The sequence below is a fragment of the Rhodopseudomonas parapalustris genome (assembly GCF_053772255.1).
This window is the reverse complement of sequence record NZ_JAMKBZ010000007.1, coordinates 52,959-72,081: the sequence shown is the minus strand read 5'-3', so window position 1 is coordinate 72,081 and position 19,123 is coordinate 52,959. Positions and strand designations below refer to the sequence as shown.

At 65.1% G+C, this 19,123-nt stretch carries 12 protein-coding genes; 8 read left to right on the top strand and 4 right to left on the bottom strand.

The features are described from left to right. The first annotated feature begins 67 nt into the window (after positions 1-67). Positions 68-694 carry a hypothetical protein gene (locus tag M9H71_RS08645; protein ID WP_455404635.1) on the top strand — a complete coding sequence of 209 codons (627 nt, stop codon included), beginning with the start codon at positions 68-70 and terminating at the stop codon, positions 692-694. Positions 695-721: 27 nt separating this feature from the next. On the opposite strand, the gene M9H71_RS08640 is transcribed toward M9H71_RS08645, so the two are convergent. Beyond that, a complete protein-coding gene (locus M9H71_RS08640) occupies positions 722-1,153 on the bottom strand; it encodes a universal stress protein (RefSeq protein WP_455404634.1) in 432 nt (143 codons plus the stop codon). Between the two features lie 46 nt (positions 1,154-1,199). Next, complete coding sequence (locus tag M9H71_RS08635) at positions 1,200-1,730, bottom strand: SixA phosphatase family protein (RefSeq protein ID WP_455404633.1); 531 nt, start codon at positions 1,728-1,730, stop codon at positions 1,200-1,202. 143 nt (positions 1,731-1,873) lie between these two features. On the opposite strand from M9H71_RS08635, the gene M9H71_RS08630 reads away from it, so the two are divergent. The 3 genes from M9H71_RS08630 (at position 1,874) to M9H71_RS08620 (ending at position 5,601) form a co-directional block, all read left to right on the top strand. Beyond that, positions 1,874-3,313, top strand: coding sequence for an NAD(P)/FAD-dependent oxidoreductase (locus M9H71_RS08630; protein ID WP_455404632.1), 1,440 nt, complete (start codon positions 1,874-1,876; stop codon positions 3,311-3,313). Positions 3,314-3,442: 129 nt separating this feature from the next. Beyond that, positions 3,443-3,940: a peptide-methionine (R)-S-oxide reductase MsrB gene (gene msrB, locus M9H71_RS08625; RefSeq protein WP_455404631.1), complete on the top strand. Its 498-nt coding sequence runs from the start codon at positions 3,443-3,445 to the stop codon at positions 3,938-3,940. Between the two features lie 179 nt (positions 3,941-4,119). Beyond that, positions 4,120-5,601, top strand: coding sequence for a glycosyltransferase family 39 protein (locus tag M9H71_RS08620; protein ID WP_455404630.1), 1,482 nt, complete (start codon positions 4,120-4,122; stop codon positions 5,599-5,601). Positions 5,602-5,637: 36 nt separating this feature from the next. Here the strand turns inward: M9H71_RS08620 and M9H71_RS08615 are convergent, their stop codons facing one another. Next, the gene (locus M9H71_RS08615; protein WP_455404629.1) at positions 5,638-5,910 is read right to left on the bottom strand and encodes a hypothetical protein; all 273 of its coding nucleotides are present in this window, start codon (positions 5,908-5,910) and stop codon (positions 5,638-5,640) included. A 188-nt stretch (positions 5,911-6,098) separates the two neighbouring features. After that, the gene (locus M9H71_RS08610; protein WP_455404737.1) at positions 6,099-10,334 is read right to left on the bottom strand and encodes an ATP-binding protein; all 4,236 of its coding nucleotides are present in this window, start codon (positions 10,332-10,334) and stop codon (positions 6,099-6,101) included. Between the two features lie 284 nt (positions 10,335-10,618). On the opposite strand from M9H71_RS08610, the gene M9H71_RS08605 reads away from it, so the two are divergent. From M9H71_RS08605 to M9H71_RS08590, 4 genes are all read left to right on the top strand, one after another. Continuing rightward, positions 10,619-12,469 carry a flagellar hook-basal body complex protein gene (locus tag M9H71_RS08605; protein WP_455404628.1) on the top strand — a complete coding sequence of 617 codons (1,851 nt, stop codon included), beginning with the start codon at positions 10,619-10,621 and terminating at the stop codon, positions 12,467-12,469. A 40-nt stretch (positions 12,470-12,509) separates the two neighbouring features. Beyond that, positions 12,510-14,384, top strand: a complete 1,875-nt coding sequence (gene flgK, locus M9H71_RS08600) for a flagellar hook-associated protein FlgK (protein WP_455404627.1) — start codon at positions 12,510-12,512, stop codon at positions 14,382-14,384. Positions 14,385-14,392: 8 nt separating this feature from the next. Continuing rightward, on the top strand, positions 14,393-15,997 hold the full coding sequence (locus M9H71_RS08595; RefSeq protein WP_455404626.1) for a flagellin: 1,605 nt from the start codon (positions 14,393-14,395) through the stop codon (positions 15,995-15,997). Positions 15,998-16,305: 308 nt separating this feature from the next. Next, the gene (locus M9H71_RS08590; RefSeq protein WP_455404625.1) at positions 16,306-18,972 is read left to right on the top strand and encodes a DUF1522 domain-containing protein; all 2,667 of its coding nucleotides are present in this window, start codon (positions 16,306-16,308) and stop codon (positions 18,970-18,972) included. The last annotated feature ends 151 nt before the right edge of the window (positions 18,973-19,123 follow it).

The window sequence follows — 19,123 nt, the reverse complement described above, 5'->3', positions numbered from 1 at the left end:
AGTTGCCGGGGGCGGGCCGCGATGCGCGGGCGGAACGCCGCATTGCGCCGCCGCTCCGGCTCCGGCAATGACGGCGGACGGCAGGGAGGCTTTGACGGTGACGTCACGATCCGATCAAGACGAGCAAGGCGATGCCGGGGCGGCTTATGCCTACAAGGCCTCGTTGATCGGTGCGGCGCAGCAGTTCGAGCTCGGCGAGGATGGGTTAATCTGGCGGATCGGGCCGAAGGCCGGGTTGTGGCCTTATGCGACCATCGCCAAAGTGCGGCTGAGCTACCGGCCCGTGTCGATGCAATCGCGGCGCTACCGAGCCGACATCGAAGACGTTTCCGGCGGGCGGCTGCGGATCCTGTCGACCACTTGGCAGACCGTTGCACTGATGGCGCCGCAAGATCAGGCGTACCGGGAGTTCATGCTCGGCCTGCACCGCCGGATGCGCGATGCAGGCAGCCGTGCCGACCTGATCGGCGGTCTGCCGCCCGCGGTTCACACCGCTGCTCTGGTGCTGATCGCCCTGGTCGCCGCAGCGCTGACCGGGCTGCTCGCCCGCGCGGTGGCAGTCGGGTCGTGGTCGGGGGCGCTGTTTCTGGCCGGCTTCGCGCTGCTGTTCGGCTGGCAGATCGGCGGCTTCATCCGCCGCAACCGCCCGCGTCGTTACACTTTCGACGACGTGCCGCGGGATCTGCTGCCGTAAAGCGGTTCTGTATCGCTCGGCGTTGGGCTATGTGCCCTCCCTCACCACCAGTACCGAACAGGGTGCGTAGCGCACGACGTGGCCGGCATTGGAGCCGAGGAAGTAGCTGCGCATCGCCGGCCGGTGCGAACTCATTACGATCAGGTCGGCGCTGATCGCCGCGACCTCTTCGAGGATCTCGTGATAGATGCCGCCCTGGCGCACGCTGGTCGACAGACGCTGCGGCGGGATGCCGGAATTGCGTGCGATCTCCGCCAATGCCGCTTCGACCGCCTCCCGTTGCTGGTCGTCGAAATCCGCAGGGACGTACTCGGCCAGCATCACTGGCGTGATCGCCAGAACGTGCAGAAGGCGCACTTTGCCGTCGTAACTGTCGGCTAATTTCGCCGCAGTCGCGATCGCAGGCTGCGCCAGTGCGGTCTCGACCAGATCAATCGGCACGAGGATGGACTTGAACATCGCCGGTACCTCTTGGTCACCGGAGGGGCGGCGTCATCGTCCTCCGTCAGCTCGCCTCGCGCAACACCTTTGGGCTGACGAAATGCTGCAGCTTGCCGGTTCCGAACGAGGCATCGGCCCAGTCGGCGATCGGGAAATCGATCACCGCCACCGCGGAGGTCGGCATGCTGCCGGAGATCTGTCGCCGCTGCGCCTCGTTGCAGGTGCAGGTCAGCGCCAGCGCCAATTCGTGCAGGCCTGGATTGTGCCCGATCAGCATCAGCCGGTTGATGCCGGCCGAGACTTCGTGGATCGCTTGCAGCAGTTGAGAGGCGCTCGCGCTGTACAGCTCCGGCAGGTACTCGACCTGCGGCGCGGTGCTCGCCGGAAACAGCTCGGACAACACGTCCCAGGTCTGCCTGGTGCGAGTGGCGGTCGAGATCAGCACTTGGTCCGGGACCAGATGTTCGGCGGCGAGCCACGCGGCGATCTCCGCGGCGTCGCTGCGGCCCCTGTCTTCCAGGCGGCGATCGTGATCCTTGCCGCTCGGCGCGTCCCTCTCGGTTTTGGCGTGTCGCAGCAGAATCAGACGGCGCATGAGTTGTTTCCAGCGGGCGGAGCTTGCGGATTAATCGAGACCGGCGGCGAGGACAAGGTGACAACCGCCTGCGCTGTCCGTATTGAACGCGTATCTCGCAAAATCGTAACCCCTGCTTGCGGATGCGCTCTTTAGGAAACGGCATGGATTCGCTCCCGACAAGTGCGACCAATGGACCGGGTTTCACCGCCGAAACGGACACGGAACCGCACGCGCGCCTAAAGTTCGACCTCGATGTCGATCTGTGCGTGATCGGGGCCGGGCTGGCCGGTCTGTCGGTGGCGTTGGAAGCCGCGCAAGCCGGTCTCAGCGTCGCAGTTCTGGAGAGCGGTCGGATCGGTTGGGGTGCGTCAGGGCACAATCTCGGCACGGTGATGCCGGGCTACGGTGTGCCGATCCCCGACCTGATCGAACGCGTCGGGCTCGATCATGCCAGCGCGCTGTGGGGGCTGACGCGCGAGGGCATGGAGATCGTTCGCGCCCGCGCCTCTGACGAGGCGGTGGCTGACGTCGGGCTGTCGGACGGCGCGCTGGAAGTCTCCAACATCGATATCGGAGACCGGCTGGTGGCGCGGCTGCAGACACTCGGCGTCGATTTCGGCTCCGAAGTCGAAGGCTGGGCCACCGACAAGGTTCGCGACGTGCTGCGGACCGACCGCTATTTCCATGGCATCTATTATCCGACCGCCTTCCAGATCGATGGCCGCGGTTATTTGCGCGGGCTGGAGCGGCTGGCGCGGCGGGCAGGCGCCCGGGTCTTCGAGGAGACGCCCGCCGTCGAGATCGACTTTTCCGGCATACGCAAGCGGATCTTCACGCCCACCGCCCGTCTGCGGGCCTCCGACATCGTTCTGGCCGGCAGCGTGCATTTGGGGACGCCGTCGCGGCGTGTTGCTGAGACCTTGCTGCCGGTGTGGCGCGCCGCGGCGCTGACGGCGCCGCTCGGTGACCGGCTGCCCGAGGCGATCGGCTTCACCGGTTCGATCGCCGATACCGACGGCGTCGACCACTACCGTATCGTCGGCGGCGACCGGCTGCTGTGGGCGAGCGGCGAGACCACCTTCGAAGTCGCACCCGCGCGTCTGGAAGGGATCGTCCGGCGCCGGATTCGCAACGTGTTTCCCCAGCTCGGCGAGGTCGCGATCGACCGCAGCTTCAGCGCCGCGGTCGGCGTCACCGTGCACGGCATGCCGCAGATCGGCGAGTTGCGGCCCGGCCTGTGGGTTGCCAGTGGATTCGGCCGAAACGGACTTGCCACCACGGCGATCGCCGCCCGGCTGATCGCCCGCGGCCTGACCCATGCTGATGAGCGCTGGAAGCTGTTTGCGCCGTTCGATCTGGTGTGGGCCGGCGGGAGGATTGGCCGCATCGTCGGGCAGGGTGTGTACTTGGCAGCGCGCGAGGGAGCGCTCGCCGCTGGCGCGCTGGCACGATATCGGGAGCGCGCCAGTGCACGCACCCGGATCAAGACCGAACAGGCAGAGATCAAGCGGGAGGCGCGCCGCGCGCGCGTCGAACTTCTGCGCGCCGCGGAGCGGTCCAATGCTGCAATGCGCCGTCCCGTTCCGCCGCCCCCCGAATAGCCGGCCGTCTCGCGCTCGCGACAATGTGAGCGGACGGAACTGCCGCCGGTGTAACCTAAAGTGCGGTCGCTGCGTAACTGACGGGAGTGCCGCCGGGGCGCCCGCGCCCGTTACGCAGGGAACACCACAATGATCGATCGCCGCATGCTGCTCGCTTCCGCCGCCCTCGCTGCCGTGTTCGGCTTCCGCTGGTTGCGGCCGGATGCCGCCCGTGCGGCCGAGAAGTTCGAGATCGAGAAGACGCCGGAGGAATGGCGCAAGCAGCTCACGCCGATGCAGTATCACATCCTGCGCGAAGAAGGCACGGAGCGGCCGTTCTCCAGCCCGCTGCTCAAGGAGCATCGCAAGGGCACATTCGCCTGCGCCGGCTGCGATCTGCCGTTGTTCTCGTCGGAGACCAAGTTCGACAGCGGCACCGGCTGGCCGAGCTTCTGGCAACCGCTGCCGAACGCGGTCGGCGAGCGTACCGACAGCACGCTCGGCATGACTCGCACCGAAGTGCACTGCCGCCGCTGCGGCGGCCATCTTGGTCATGTGTTCGATGACGGGCCCAAGCCGACCGGGTTGCGCTACTGCATGGACGGCTATGCGCTCAACTTCCACCCTGCGACGCCGAACCCGAGCTGACGCCGACGAGAGCGGGCGTCACGATGTGACGAACGCTCAAAAGGGTTGCTTCCGCGTCTCAAATTCTGCGGCACTCGTTGGCAAGTCCGCTGCCTCGGTTGACAACAATGCGCGGCACCCGCATATCGCCCGCACATTAATGTTCAGAAACGTGGCGGCCGGCCCTGATGCAACCTGTAGTGTCGCAGCCAGGGGGCTCCCGTAGCCTGCTGGCCATTCTCGCCGCGGCGATCATCCTTCCCGTTCTGCTCGCGGCGATCGTATTTCCGACACCGCTGTATGACACCCGCGAGCTGGTCGCCTGGGGGCGTCACTTCCCGCTGATCACGCCGGTGCATCCGCCGATGATGGTGTGGGCCGGTGGCGTCGTCGATCGCCTGTTCGGGCCGTCCGGCACCGCAATCGTCGCCGCCAATCAGGTGCTGATGGTGATCGGATTCGCGTATCTCTACGCGATCCTGCGACTGCTGGTGGAACGGACGATGGCGATCTACCTCGTCGTGCTCGCCGGCACCTCGTTCTACGCCGTGTTCGCGCCGCTATCCTGGGCGCTCAACGCCGACATCCTGCAGCTCACCTCGTGGCCGGCGGTGGTCTATCACTTCCTGCGCGCCCGGCAGCACAACCGCTGGCTGGACTGGATACTGCTCGGGGTATGGGCCGCGGTCGCGGCGCTGACCAAATACAACGCGGCGGTGTTGTTTCTGGCGATGACGATCGGCGTCGTCGCGCTGCCGTCGTTTCGCCGCTGCCTCGCGCGTCCTGGGCTGTATGTGGCGATGCTGGTCGCCACCGTGCTGGTGCTGCCGCACGTCATCGCCGCGCTGAAATTCGGCAGCACCATCGCCTATGGCGAGCGCCACTTCACCGGCTTCGGTTCGATCGGCGACACCGCACGGCGCATCTGGCTGCTCGTCGCCGGCTATCTGCCGATGCTGCTGCCGGGCGCGGTGATCGTCGCGGTGTCGAGCGTCCGCCGGATGATCCTGGTGCGCGTGCCGCGGTTCGCGGACGGCAGCGACGAGTTGAAGTTCCTGGTGATCGTCAACATCGCCATGATGCTGACCCTGCTCGGCATGATCGTGGTGCTGGGCTTGGAATACATCGCCCGCTACGGCGCGCCATTCTCGCTGCTCGCGGTGCCGGCGCTGGCGCCGCTGCTGCGCTGGAACGAGACGCGGCGTGAGACCTGCGAGCGGCAGACCGGCTGGACGCTGGCGGGGCTGTACGGCGTGCTCACAGCCGCGGTGATGATCGCCTATCTCGGCCCCGCTTCGCACAGCGGGCTGCAGGAACCGACCGCCGATGCGGCGCGTCTGATCATGAACGATTGGCGTAGCCAGTACGCTTGCGGTCCGGGCTATTTCCTCGGCGACCGTCAGACCGTGTACGGGATCGGCATTGCGGCTGGGCCGGAGGGCGACTCGATCACCGTTCACTTCATTCCGGCGACCCGCTGGTTCGATCCGCGCAAGCTGGAAGACAAGGGCGCAGTGCTCGTCTACACGCTGCCGCAGGTGCCGGCGCATTTCCACGCAGCCTATCCGGACATGGCAATGTCGGACGAAAAGCGCATCGACGTGCCGGTGCTCCGCACTCACAACGGCAAGACCAAAGAGTATTTCTACCGCTTCGTCGCGCCCAAAGCCTGCAGCAAGTAGCAGTCGGGATTCAGCTCGGAAGAATCGGTCGGTGGCTCAGCCAGCCAGCGACCGCCATTTTTCGGCGGCGTCGATCGCGGCGGGGCGGAGGCCGTCAGCGGGCAGGCCGCGATGCAGGGCCTTGGCGTATTCGCAGATTGCCATGAAGGTCGAGGACCGAGCCTCGTCGATTTCACAGGAATGCACGTTGCCGGCGCCGTGGATGTAGCTGATCAGTCGCTTCAGTGACGACACAGCCGAATCCGGTTCGGCGGTTTCGGTCTGATGCAGGCAGGACAACACCTGCTGGGCGATCTCGATCTCGGTCATGGTACGCTCTTGGGCTACGCTCGCGGACAGACATGCTCGGGCCGGAATGAGGGCCTCGATGCCACGCTTGAATGTCCTGAAAAATGATCTGCCTCAATGCGAAACCGCAGGCTCGGCGAGCTTGCGATCACATTGGCGCGAACGCTGCATCTGCCCTGCATTTGCCGGTTCCGCAAGACGGAACAGAGTCAGGCCCGTTCCGTCATCGCCTTGCGCAGGGCTTTCGACAGATCTTCGACCGAATACGGCTTGTGCAGCAGGTCGAAGCCGTGGTCCTCGTCGGCCAGCATATGAGCGTAGCCGGAATTCAGCACGACCGGCAGCTCCGGCAATCGCTTTTTGATTTCGCGGCCCAGCGTCACGCCGTCCATTCCCGGCATCGCCACATCGCTGAGCACCAGGTCGAAGCGTTTGGCATCGTCACCGAGTAACGCCAGCGCCTGCTCGCCGGAGGATGCCAGCACGGTCTGGTAGCCGAGGTCGTGCAGCAACTGGGTCGAGAACTCGCCGACCTCGGCATTGTCCTCGACCACCAGGATGCAGCCACGTTGCCGGGCGTCGATCGCATTGGCGGCGTTGCCGTTGCGGCGCTGGATCGGCTTGTCGCTGAGCGGCAACCGCAGCGTGATCGTGGTGCCGCGGCCAATCGCGCTGTCGACATCGATACTGCCGCCGGACTGCTGGACGAAGCCATAGACTTGCGACAGCCCGAGGCCGGTGCCGCGCCCGATGTCCTTGGTTGTGAAAAACGGCTCGAAGATCCGTTCGATCTGATCGCGCGGAATGCCGCAGCCGGTATCGGCGATCGATACTTCGACGAAGCCGAGGTGACCTCCTGCGGCTTCCTGCGGCGTCGTGGCGGAGCGTGTCACCGAGACGGTGAGGGTGCCGTGACCGTCCATCGCGTCGCGGGAATTGGCCACAAGATTGACCAGTGCCGCGTCGAACTGATTGGTGTCGGCTTCGACCGGTAGCGGCCGCTCGGCGATGTCGAGACGGAATACCGCGCGCGAGCCGAGGGCGGTCTTCAGCATGTCGGAGACGTGCTCGATATGCGCTGCGGCGTCGAACACTTCGCGGTTCTGGGCGTGGCGGCGCGCAAAGGTGAGGAGCTGGCCGGTCAGCTTGGCGGCACGATCGGCAGTGTCGGAGATCGCGTCGACGTAGCGCCGGATCCGCTCGGGGGGCAGCTCGCGGCGGCGGAGCAGATCTGCGGAGGAGCGGATTACTGTGAGCATGTTGTTGAAGTCGTGCGCGACGCCGCCGGTGAGCTGGCCGATCGCCTCCATCTTCTGCGCCTGCCGGAATGCCTCCTCGGCTTTGCGCCGCTCGGTGATGTCGACCGCTTCGGGGACAATCGCGATCACCTTGCCTTCCGGGTCCTGAACCGGGCGCATTTGCAGATCGAACCAGCGCCACCCGCTCGCCGGCAGGTTAATGTGGAGCTCGCGGCGCACGGTTTCGCCGGCCGCTACTGCGGCGATATCGCCGCGGATCATGTCCGGCAGTCCTGGCGTCCTGCCGATCCACGGCGTGTCCCAGAGCGGCTTACCGACGACCTGGTCGAGCTCGGCGCCGACGCCCGCCAGCGCGGTGCGATTGGCGTCGAGCACTACGCCGTCGACGTCGAGCAGTGCCTGATAGGTATAGCTTGCCGCGAAGATGGTGCGCAGTCGCGCTTCCTTCTTCTGCAGCTCGGCGGTGCGCTCCGCGACCTGCTCCTCGAGCCGCTCGTTGATGTCGCGCAGCGCCGCTTCGACCTTCTTCTTCTCGGTGATGTCGCGGAAATACACCGAGATGCTGTTGCCGTTGGTCGGCGCCACCCGCAGCTCGAACCAGCGCTTGCTCGGCGGATGATAGCTTTCGAATTCGCCCGCGACCCGCTCGGTCATCGCGCGGCAATAGGCCCGCTCGATCTCGGTGCCGAGCATCATCGGGTAGACGTCCCAATACACCTTGCCGATCAGATCGTCGGCAGTTCTCTGAATCAGCCGTTCGGCGGCAGCGTTGACGTAAGTGAAGCGGTACGCCTCGTCGAGCGCGATGAAGCCGTCGCTGATCGAGGCCAGAATGCCCTCGGCGTGCTCGCGGGCCTCCTGCGCCTCCTGCCGCAGCGTGTGTTCGTTGCGCAGCGCCGATCGCCGGATCGCCGCGGTGTCGAGATTGGCGCGGACGCGAGTCAGCAGTTCGCGGGCGCTGAACGGTTTGCTGAGATAATCGTCGGCGCCGGCCTCCAATCCTTCCAGCCGGGCTTCTTCGCCGGCGCGGGCGGACAGGAAGATGACCGGCAGATCGGCAAGCGCAGAGTCGCCGCGGAGCGCTTTCAGCAGGCCGAAGCCATCGAGCCGCGGCATCATCACGTCGCTGAGCACCAGATCCGGCCGACGCTTCTTTACCGCTTCGAGCGCAGCGGCGCCGTCGCCGACCGCTTCGACATCGTAGGCGTCGCCGAGGAGTCGGGCGACGTAGTCGCGCATGTCCTGGTTGTCGTCGGCCAGCAGGATGTATGGACGACCGCTCGGAGGTGCGGTGACGGAGCCGAGATCCTGCGCGCCTGAAGCCGGGGGGCGATCGCCCTCGCCGCCATCGTCGAGCCATCCGATCGCCTCGTCGAGATAGGCCTGGGCTCGGACATTGGTCGAAACCTGCAGCGCCGCATGCCCTGGCCGTTCGGTGGGGAGGTGAGCGGAACCAAACGGTAGCGTGATGCGGAAGGTCGAGCCGCGACCGACCTCGCTCGCGACACTGATCGACCCGCTGTGCAGCTTGATCAACTCCTGCACCAGCGCCAACCCGATGCCGCTGCCTTCGATGGAACGGCCGCGCGCGCCTTCGACCCGCCGGAACCGCTCGAACAGATGCGGGATTTCGCTGTCCGGAATGCCGGTACCGGTGTCGCTGACTTCGATCACCGCGTGCGTTCCGTCTGGATCGGGACCGACGCGGACTGTGATCTCGCCGTCGAAGGTGAATTTGAACGCATTCGACAGCAGGTTGAGGACGATCTTCTCCCACATGTCGCGGTCGACATAGACCGGCTGCGGCAACGGCGGCGCATCGATCACTAAGCGCAGGCCGGCGCGGTCGAGCGCGGAGCGGAAATTCGACGCCAGTTCGGCCGTGAACGACGATAGTTCCACCGGGGTGAAATGGGCGGTAACGCGGCCGGCTTCGATCCGGGCGAAATCGAGCAGGGTGTTGACCAGCTTCAGAAGCCGCAGGCCGTTGCGGTGAGCGATCCCGAGCAGCGACCGTTGCTCGTCCGGTATGCCGTCGCGGCCGAGTGCTTCTTCCAGCGGGCTCAGCATCAGCGTCAGCGGCGTGCGGAATTCGTGGCTGACATTGGAGAAAAACGCAGTCTTGGCGCGATCGATCTCGGCCAGCGCCTCGGCGCGCCGGCGCTCCTCCTGATAGGCGTCGGCGTTGGTGATAGCCGCCGCGATCTGGCCGGCGACCAGGGCGAGGAAGTCCTGATAGGCGGTGTCGTACAGTCGGAACGGGTTGAGCCCGGCGACCAGGAAGCCGGAGCGGCCGGTATCGCCGCTTGCCGGGATCGGCAGCACCACCGCCCGGGTCGGTGGCTGGCGCCAGCCACCGGTCGGAAACGCGACGCCGAAACGGCCGTCGAGATCCTGCACCAGAACCGGTGCATTGAGGCGGCAGGCTTCGGCGACCGGCCACGGATCGTCGCCGCCGGCGAGCGGCAATGACTGCCTTACTGCCGGGTGAGGACCATCGAACCCCGGCGAAGCGGAGAGCTCGGCGCGGCCGCCGCTCGGGTCGACCAGATAGATCAGCGCGAATGGCAGGTCGCGGGAATCATTGGCGAGCGCGGCCGCGCTGCGTTCGCAAGCCTGGCCGACGCTGCGGGATTCCGCGGCGCTGGCGGCGAGGTCGCGCAGCAGCGACAATTGCCGTTCGGTGATGACACGCTGGGTATCGTCGGTGTTGGCGCAGAAGATGCCTCCCGGCGAGCCGTCGTCGGTCGGGATCGGGCTGTAGGAGAAGGTGTAGTAGGTCTCCTCGGGAAAGCCGTTACGCTCCATGATCAGGAGCTGGGCTTCGACGTAAGTGCCCTCGTTGCCGCTGGTGGCCTTGGCGAGCAGCGGGGCGATGTCTTCCCAGATCTCCGACCAGACTTCCGAGATCGGGCGGCCGAGTGCCCACGGGTGCTTGCCGCCGATGATCGACTTGTAGGGGTCGTTGTACAGATAGGTGAGCTCTTCGCCCCAGCCGATCCAGATCGGCTGCTGCGAGGTGAGCATGATGCGGACGGCGGTCTTCAGCGCCTGCGGCCAGCTCTCCGGCGGTCCAATCGGGGTCGATGCCCAATCGTGCGCGCGCATCAGCGATGCGAGCTCGCCGCGCCCGAGAAAGAGGCTGTCTATTCCGGCTTCGCCGCGGCCCGGTCGCCCACCCGGCATGTCTTCAGCAGCCAAGTGATCCCCCGATCAACCCCTTGCTGTCCGATCGCAAACGCGCCGGCCCAGATTTGGTTCCGTGGCATCGGAATAGGGGCCCATTTCGCTCGCCAATCCCGGCAATTGTTGCCCGACCCGGCAAATCCGCCCCGGCCAGACGGTCTCGATCTGGTAGTCAAGTTATTGAAATAAAGTGCTTTTTACTGTTGGCACGAGGCTTGCGGGAGATCGTGTGGAATCTCGCAGTCAACAGCCGACGCAGACGGTCGCAACGGGAGAAGTCAGTAATGGGTATTTTCGGCGCTCTCACCACTTCGGTTGCGGGCCTCCGCGCCAACTCCTATGCGCTGGAGAACATCTCCGGAAACATCGCCAACTCGCAGACCACCGCCTTCAAGCGGATCGACACCTCGTTCCTCGACCTGATCCCGCAGACCGGCAACAACGCCCAGCTCGCCGGTTCGGTGAATGCAGAATCGCGCTCGACCAACACGCTGACCGGTTCGGTCCAATCGGCTGCGGTGGGAACCTATATGGCGATCAACGGCGACGGCTTCTTCGTCGTGCAGAAGCCAGCCTCCTTCACCGATAACAGCCCGATCTTCGCCGGCGTCAACAACTTCACCCGCCGCGGCGACTTCTCGCTCGACAAGAACGGCTATCTGGTGAACGGCGCCGGCTACTATCTGCAGGGCGTGCCGATCGATCCGACCACCGGGAACCCGTCCGGCAGCGTGCCGCAGATCTTGAAATTTCAGAACGACTTCCTGCCTTCGCAGCAGACCACCAAGATCGACTATCGCGCCAACCTTGCCAACTATCCACTGACCACCAAGGCCAACAAGTCGGTGCTCGGCTCGGAACTGCTGCGTCCTGCCGATTTTGTGTCGAATCCGCTGCCGTTGGGGACCCCCGCGGCTCCTTACACCAACACCAGCATCCTCGGCTCGGCGCGGACCAACTTCCAGACCCCGGCGGTGCCGATCACCGGTGCCACGCTGCTGAAATCCGCTACCGGCACCGACTCGCTGCAGGCCGGCTTCACCGGCAGCGACACCCTCACGGTGAAGACGACCGCCGGCGGCGTCACCACCAACAAGACGGTCGCGTTCTACGATTCCAGCGCTGGCGGCAGTGCCGGCTCGGCTCCCAACACCGCTTATGTGGACCTCAACGGCGGCAGCATTTCGACCTTGCTGACCGCGATCGACGGTCTGACCGGCAACGCTGCGCCGAACCTCTCGAGCGTCGCCAGCGGCGTCGTTACTATCAACAGCGGTCTTGCCAACGACATCCAATTGTCGTCGTCGAGTTCGGCGGCGTGGAACGCGCTCGGCTTCACCGGAACGATGACGGCGCTGCGCGGCGGCGGTGGCACCGCGGGCACCGGCGTGGTGATCGGTTCGGACAATCAAGCCTTCCTCGACGAGTCGGTGGCGGGCGGCGCGCTTACCGCCTACGACGGCAGCGGCGCCCCGGTGAGCTTACAGTTCCGCTGGGCCAAGGTGGCGTCGTCGACGGTTGGTGGCACCGACACCTGGAACCTGTTCTACCAGACCAATCCCAACGCGACGGGATCGAACGTCAGCTGGGTCAACGTCGGTACCAATTTTACCTTCAGTCCGAATGGTCAGATGCAGCCGGTGGTTGGGCAGGTCACCCTGCCGGGCGTTACGGTGAGCGGTGTCAGCCTCGGCAACCTGACGATGTCGTTCGGCTCCGGCGGCCTGACTCAGTTTTCCGACAGCAACGGAAACGTTCAGGTCAACCAGTTACAGCAGGACGGCTACGCCGCCGGCCAGCTCGTCAGCGTTTCGGTCAGCAACGAGGGGCGCGTCGTCGGCGCCTATTCCAACGGACGCAACATCGATTTGGCGCAAGTCTCCGTCGCCACCTTCAACGGCGCCAACTTCCTCAAGCGGATCGACGGCGGCGCATTCGAAACCACCAACGAGTCCGGCCAGCCGCTGTACGGCAAGGGTGGCAGAATTTCCGGAGCCTCGCTGGAGTCGTCGAACACCGACATCGCCGACGAGTTCACCAAGCTGATCGTCACCCAGCAGGCCTACTCGGCCAACACCAAGGTCATCACTACCGCAAATACCATGGTGCAGGATCTGCTCAACGTGATGCGTTGAGCAGCCGCGCGGCGTCGTTCTCGAACCCGGGTAGCCAGTCATGAGTCTCGGAGACGCACTATCGATCGCAATGGCCGGCCTGCGGGTGAACCAGTCCGCGATCTCGCTGGTATCGTCCAACGTCGCCAACGCCGAGACGCCCGGCTACGTCCGCAAGACTCTCAACCAGGGTGTCACGGTGTCCGGCCAGACCGGCACGGGCGTCCAGGTCAACGGCATCAACCGTCAGCTCGACGACTACATCTTGGCGCAGCTTCGCACCGAGACGTCGGGCGCGGCCTATGCGTCGCTGCGCTCCAGCTATCTCAACCAGCTTCAAGGGCTGTACGGTGACCCGAATGCCACCGGCACACTGGAGGATGCGTTCAACGGCCTGACCACCGCGTTGCAGGCGCTGTCGACCAGCCCTGACAGCACCTCGGCGCGGATCGGCGTGCTCAACGCCGCGCAGACAATCGCCAGCAGTCTGAATGCGATGTCGAACGGCATCCAGACGTTGCGCGCCGGGTGCGAGACCGGGCTCAACGACTCGGTGAGCTCCGCCAACAACCTGCTGAAGCAGATCGCCTCGATCAATAATCAGATCCGCACCAACCCGCAGGGCGGCACGTCGACCGACGCGGCGACGGCGGCGCTGCTGGATCAGCGCGATCAGGCGATCAACCAGCTCTCGCAATTGATGGACATCCGCGTCGTCACCAACGGCGCCAACCAGGTTACGGTTTTCACCGGCTCCGGCGTGCAGCTCGCCGGTATGGAAGCGGCGACGCTGTCGTTCAACGCGCAGGGCACCGTCAACCCGTCGACGACCTGGTCGTCGAACAGCCTCACCAGCCAACTCGGCTCGATTACGGTAAGCTACGACAGCGGCTCGTCGATCGATATCACGTCGTCGCTGAAGTCCGGCCAGATGGCCGCCTATGTCGAGCTGCGGGACAAAACGCTGGTGACCGCGCAGACCCAGCTCGATCAGTTCGCCGCCACCTTGTCGAGTTCGTTGTCGGACAAGACGACGGCCGGCACCGCGGTGACCTCGGGCGCCTCGTCCGGCTTTGCGCTCGATCTGTCGGGCATGCAGAACGGCAATACGATCAACATCGCCTACACCGACACCGCCACCGGGCAGCAGCACACCGTCACCGTCGTCCGGGTCGACGATCCCAAATTGCTGCCGTTGCCGCAGACTGCGACCAATGACCCCAAAGACTACGTCGTCGGCGTCGACTTCTCCGGCGTCTCGGGTTCAGTGATCTCGCAACTCAATTCCGCTCTCTCCACCCGAAATTTGCAATTCTCCGGCACCTATCCGGGGGCCGTCAACGTGCTCGACAATGCCGGCTTCTCGACGGTGAATTCGGCCTCGGTGACGACGACAGTGACGGCGTTGGCCGGCGGCAGCGTCGAAGTGCCGTTGTTCAACGACAACGGCGCGGCTTACTCGGGCGCCCGCAGCACCTCCGGCAACCAAATGACCGGCTACGCGCAGCGGATCTCGGTGAACGCAGATCTCATCAAGGATAATTCCCGGCTGGTGGTCTACTCGACGTCCCCGACCACGGCCGCCGGCGACACGGCACGCCCGGACTTCATGATCAAGCAGATGATGAAGAGCCAGTATTACTACTCGGCCTCCACCGGCATCGGATCCGACTCCGCGCCGTTCAAAGGATCGCTGGAGAGCTTCCTGCAGCAGTTCATCGGCCAGCAGGGTTCCAACGCCGCGGCGGCCAAGCAGTTGTCGGATGGGCAGAACGTCGTCCTGAACACGTTGCAGCAGAAGCTGTCGACGTCGTCCGGTGTCAATATGGACGAGGAAATGGCGCATCTGCTGTCGTTGCAGAACGCCTACGCGGCGAACGCGCGAGTGATGTCGACCATCAACCAGATGTATCAGACCCTGATGCAGGCGATTTGAGGCGAGCCATGGCGATCGACGGCGTAAGCGGGCGTACTTCCTACATCGGTTCCACCATCCTCAATCTTCGCAGCCAGCTCGAGACGCTGAGCCAGCAGCTCGCGACCGGCCGGGTGTCGCAGACTTATGCGGGCGACGGCACCGGCCGCAGCCTGGCGATCGGCTTGCGCGCGCAGATGGCGAACATCGCCAGCTACAGCGACACGATGACCAACATCACCACCCGCATCAGCACGGCGAATCTGTCGCTGCAGCGGTTAGCCGACATCAGCAGCGAGGTGAAGGGCGCCGCGGTCAGCGCCGGTTCGACGCTCGACAACACCGGGCAGACGCCAGGACAGCGGACCGCGGGGCTCGACTTCTTCGATTCCGTCGACGTGCTGAACGCCAAGGTCGGAGATCGCTATCTGTTCGCTGGCCGCGCCTCGGACACCGCGCCCGTCGTGGCGGCCGACGTCATCATGAACGGCGACGGTGCGGCGGTGGCGGGCCTCAAGCAGGTGATCAGCGAGCGCCACGACGCAGACGTCGGCACCACCGGCATGGGGCGGACCATTGTGTCGGCGGGCGCGACCGCGACTGCCGTTCAGATCGGCGAGGATTACGCCGCCAATCCCTACGCGGCGCCGCCGACCACGGCGTCGCCGTTCGGAATGAAGCTGAATGCGGTGTCGACCACGATCAGCGGCGCGGTGGTGACGCAGCCGACCGAGACGCCGCCGACCACCCCGCCGGCCGCCCCCAACCCGAAGGCGATGTCGGTCGACCTCAACGGCGCCATCCCGAATGACGGCGACGAGGTGAAATTCACCTTCGACATGCCGGATGGAACACAGGAAACCATCACGCTGAAGGCGTCGTCGAAGACGCCGCTGCCGGACGACAGCTTCGCGATCGATCAGGGAAACCCGACTGCCGTGCCGCCTGTGGCGCCGTCGTCGTCCGTCACTGCGGCCAACCTGCAGACCACGCTGACGGCCGCGGTGAAGAAACTGGCCAATGGCCCGCTGGCCGCGGCTTCGGCAATCAAGGCTGGCGACGACTTCTTCAACAACACGCCGCCGCTGCGGGTCGCCGGCTCGGCTCCGTTCGGCGCCGCCACCGCACAGGTGGCGGGCACCAAGGCCAATACGGTCTTCTGGTACAACGGCGAGCCGGACTCGGCGAGCGACCCGGCACGCGGCACTGCGGTCGCCAAGATCGACGACAACATCACCGTGCAATACGGCGCCCGCGCCGATGAACAGGCGCTGCGCAAGCAGTTGCAGACCGTAGCGGTGTTTGCTGCGGTAACGACCTCGGCCACGGATCCCTACGCGTCGGGCAAGATCGCCGGGCTGAACCAGCGCGTGGCCGCCAATCTGGCGGTAGTGCCGGGGGAGCAATCGATCCAGACCATCCAGGCCGACCTCGCCGGTGCTCAGGCGTCGATCAAGGCGACCACTAATCGTCAGGTGCAGGGCAAGGCATTGGCACAGACCATGCTGAGCTCGATCGAGGGCATCAACAACGACGAGGTGGCGACCAAGATCCTGGCGCTGCAGACGTCACTGCAGGCGTCGTATCAGACGACGGCAAAACTGTATCAGCTGAGCCTCGTCAAGTTTCTCTAGTTAATTATCTCTGAACGACGGGTCGCCGCTCCGGCGGCCCCGCGGCCTTGAAACTTGCGCCGCTTTGCCGCCCTTGATGCGGCCCAAGCCCTCCTAAACACTCACTGATCTTCACGAAACACGTAGTCTTGCGAGGCTGCGTGCGTCGTCACGTCGCTTGTCTCGTCTTGAACAAGGGCGTGATTTTACGGGCATTTCCTTCCGTTAAACCCGCTGAACTGGTTTTACGTATTTTTAGAGTCTGGCGGTCAAGGTTCCGCGGCCGATCAAGAAGATCGCGTTTTGCACACCAGGAAGGTAGCAACACAATGTCCGGTATCGTTCTATCCAACGCCGTTCGTCAGAACCTCTCGTCGCTCCAGGCCACGGCTGATCTGCTCGCCACCACCCAAAGCCGTCTGTCGTCCGGCAAGAAGGTGAACTCGGCGCTCGACAATCCGACCAACTTCTTCACTGCCACAGCGCTCGACAGCCGCGCCAGCGACATCAACAATCTGCTCGATGGCATCGGCAACGGCGTGCAGATCCTGCAGGCCGCCAACACCGGTATCACCTCGCTGAGCAAGCTGGTCGATAGCGCCAAGTCGATCGCCAACCAGGCTCTGCAGACCACGTCGGGTTATTCCACCAAGTCGAACGTGTCGGCGACCATCGCCGGTGCAACCGCGGACGACCTGCGCGGCACCCAGAGCTATTCGAATGGTGTTGCCACCGGCAACGTGATCTTCGACGGCACTGCCGGCGGCACCACTGCTGCGTCGGGCACCGATACGCTCGGCGGCGCAATCGTCAGCATCGCGGCTTCTGCGGCCGTCACCGTCGTCGGTGCCGCTGACAACACGGCGCTCGGCAGCGTCCTCAGCGTCGGCACCGCCGCCGCCACTGCGGCCGGTACCAACCTGATCAGCGAACTGACCAACGGTTCGACTACCACGGCGACCGGTCCTGCCGCGGGTGACTCGATCACTGTCAACGGCAAGACCATCACCTTCACCACCGCTGGAACCGCCAGCAAGGACAGCTCCGGCAACTACACGATCGGTCTCGACCAGACCATCAACTCGCTGCTCGACACCATCGACACCATCAACGGCAACACCGGCCTGTCGTCGGCCGTGACCGCCGGCAAGCTCGAGCTGCATTCGGGCACCAACAGCCCGCTGACGATCGCGGACAATGCCGGCGGCGCCGTTCTGGCCAAGCTCGGCCTGACCGCGCAGACCGTCGATACTGTCGCTGCGACGGCCTCGGCGAACATCTCGGCCAGCACCCAGTTGTTCAACACCAACGGGGGCCTGACCACCACGGCGATCGCCGACGGCACCACCCTGTCGGTGAACGGCAAGTCGATCACGTTCAAGACCTCCGACGCTCCGCAGGGGAACAACATCCCGTCGGGCACCGGCGTTCTGGGGCGTATCGGCACCGACGGCAATGGCAATTCGACGATCTATCTCGGCGACCAGAGCAAGTTCACCAACGCGACCGTCGGTGACCTGCTGACCGCGATCGATCTCGCCAACGGTGTCAAGGCTGCGTCGATCTCCAACGGCGTTGCCACGATCAGCACCAATTCCGGCCAGACTGCTTCGGACGTCTCCGGTGGTATCACCACTATCCGCAGCTCGACGGGTGCCGATCTCAACGTCACGGCCTTCACCGATCTGTTCAAGAACCTCGGCCTGACCACCTCGTCCGGCACCGGTCCGCTGACGCTGACAAAGCAGCGCACCACCAGCGGCACCACCATGGGCACGCTGATCGCCGACGGCTCGACGCTGAACGTGAACGGCAAGACCATCACCTTCAAGAACGCCGCGGTGCCGACCGCGTCGGCGAGCCATCAGGGCATCTCCGGCAACGTCGAAACCGACGGCCAGGGCAACTCGACCGTGTACCTGCAGAAGGGCACGATCGACGACGTCCTGAAGGCGGTCGACCTCGCCACCGGTGTCCGCACCGCTGCGCTCGGCGTCTCGGGAGCGACGATCTCGACCGCCAACGGGACCGCCAACTCGTCGATCACGAGCGGCTCGCTGAAGCTGTCGACCGGCCTTGCGTCGGACCTCAGCATCACCGGCACCGGCAATGCGCTGGCTGCCCTCGGCCTCACCGGCCCGAGCGGCAACTCCAGCTCGTTCACCGCGGCTCGCGGTGTTGCGGCCGGCAGCCTGAACGGCAAGACGTTGACCTTCTCGTCGTTCAACGGCGGCGCGGCGACCAACGTCACCTTCGGCGATGGCAGCAACGGCACGGTCAAGTCGCTGGCCCAGCTCAATGTCGCGCTGGCTGCCAACAACCTGACGGCCTCGATCGACAACGCTTCGGGCAAGCTGACGATCTCGGCGTCGAACGACTACGCTTCCCACACTCTGGGCGGCGCGGACGGCGGCGCGATCGGCGGCACCCTGGCTTCGACCCTCACCTTCTCGGTGCCGAACGCGCCGGTGGCTGACGTCAACGCCCAGAACACCCGTGCGGGCCTGGTCAAGCAGTTCAACGACGTGCTGAACCAGATCGCGACGACGGCTCAGGACTCCTCGTTCAACGGTGTCAACCTGCTGAACGGCGACAACCTGAAGCTGGTGTTCAACGAGACCGGCAAGTCGACGATCTCGATCCAGGGTGTCACCTTCAATCCGACCGGCCTCGGTCTGTCGAACCTGTCGTCGGGCGTCGACTTCATCGACAACAAGGCCACCAACGCGGTCCTCGACAAGCTGAGCGCCGCCTCGACGACGCTGCGCTCGCAGGCCTCCTCGTTTGGTTCGAACCTGTCGATCGTGCAGGCCCGTCAGGACTTCTCGAAGAGCCTGATCAACGTGCTGCAGACCGGCTCGTCGAACCTGACGCTGGCCGACACCAACGAGGAAGCGGCGAACAGCCAGGCGCTGACCACCCGCCAGTCGATCGCGGTGTCCGCGCTGTCGCTGGCCAACCAGTCGCAGCAGAGCGTGCTGCAGCTCCTCCGCTAATCGCGGCGTAGCTGATCGAACAATCGAGGGCGGCGGGGGTGACTCCGCCGCCTTCTCTTTTGCACCCACTGCTCCCGTCCCGAGGTTCGTGTTGCGCGCGGGGATGCAGTAAGGTGCAGGTGATTCGGGTTATCCTAGAAACGGCGCCGTT

Excerpts from the sequence above, each read along its gene's own strand:
- M9H71_RS08645 (WP_455404635.1), top strand. The coding sequence starts at position 68 with ATGACGGCGGACGGCAGGGAGGCTTTGACGGTGACGTCACGATCCGAT.
- M9H71_RS08640 (WP_455404634.1), bottom strand. The coding sequence starts at position 1,153 with ATGTTCAAGTCCATCCTCGTGCCGATTGATCTGGTCGAGACCGCACTG.
- M9H71_RS08635 (WP_455404633.1), bottom strand. The coding sequence starts at position 1,730 with ATGCGCCGTCTGATTCTGCTGCGACACGCCAAAACCGAGAGGGACGCG.
- M9H71_RS08630 (WP_455404632.1), top strand. The coding sequence starts at position 1,874 with ATGGATTCGCTCCCGACAAGTGCGACCAATGGACCGGGTTTCACCGCC.
- msrB (WP_455404631.1), top strand. The coding sequence starts at position 3,443 with ATGATCGATCGCCGCATGCTGCTCGCTTCCGCCGCCCTCGCTGCCGTG.
- M9H71_RS08615 (WP_455404629.1), bottom strand. The coding sequence starts at position 5,910 with ATGACCGAGATCGAGATCGCCCAGCAGGTGTTGTCCTGCCTGCATCAG.
- M9H71_RS08610 (WP_455404737.1), bottom strand. The coding sequence starts at position 10,334 with ATGCCGGGTGGGCGACCGGGCCGCGGCGAAGCCGGAATAGACAGCCTC.
- M9H71_RS08605 (WP_455404628.1), top strand. The coding sequence starts at position 10,619 with ATGGGTATTTTCGGCGCTCTCACCACTTCGGTTGCGGGCCTCCGCGCC.
- flgK (WP_455404627.1), top strand. The coding sequence starts at position 12,510 with ATGAGTCTCGGAGACGCACTATCGATCGCAATGGCCGGCCTGCGGGTG.
- M9H71_RS08595 (WP_455404626.1), top strand. The coding sequence starts at position 14,393 with ATGGCGATCGACGGCGTAAGCGGGCGTACTTCCTACATCGGTTCCACC.
- M9H71_RS08590 (WP_455404625.1), top strand. The coding sequence starts at position 16,306 with ATGTCCGGTATCGTTCTATCCAACGCCGTTCGTCAGAACCTCTCGTCG.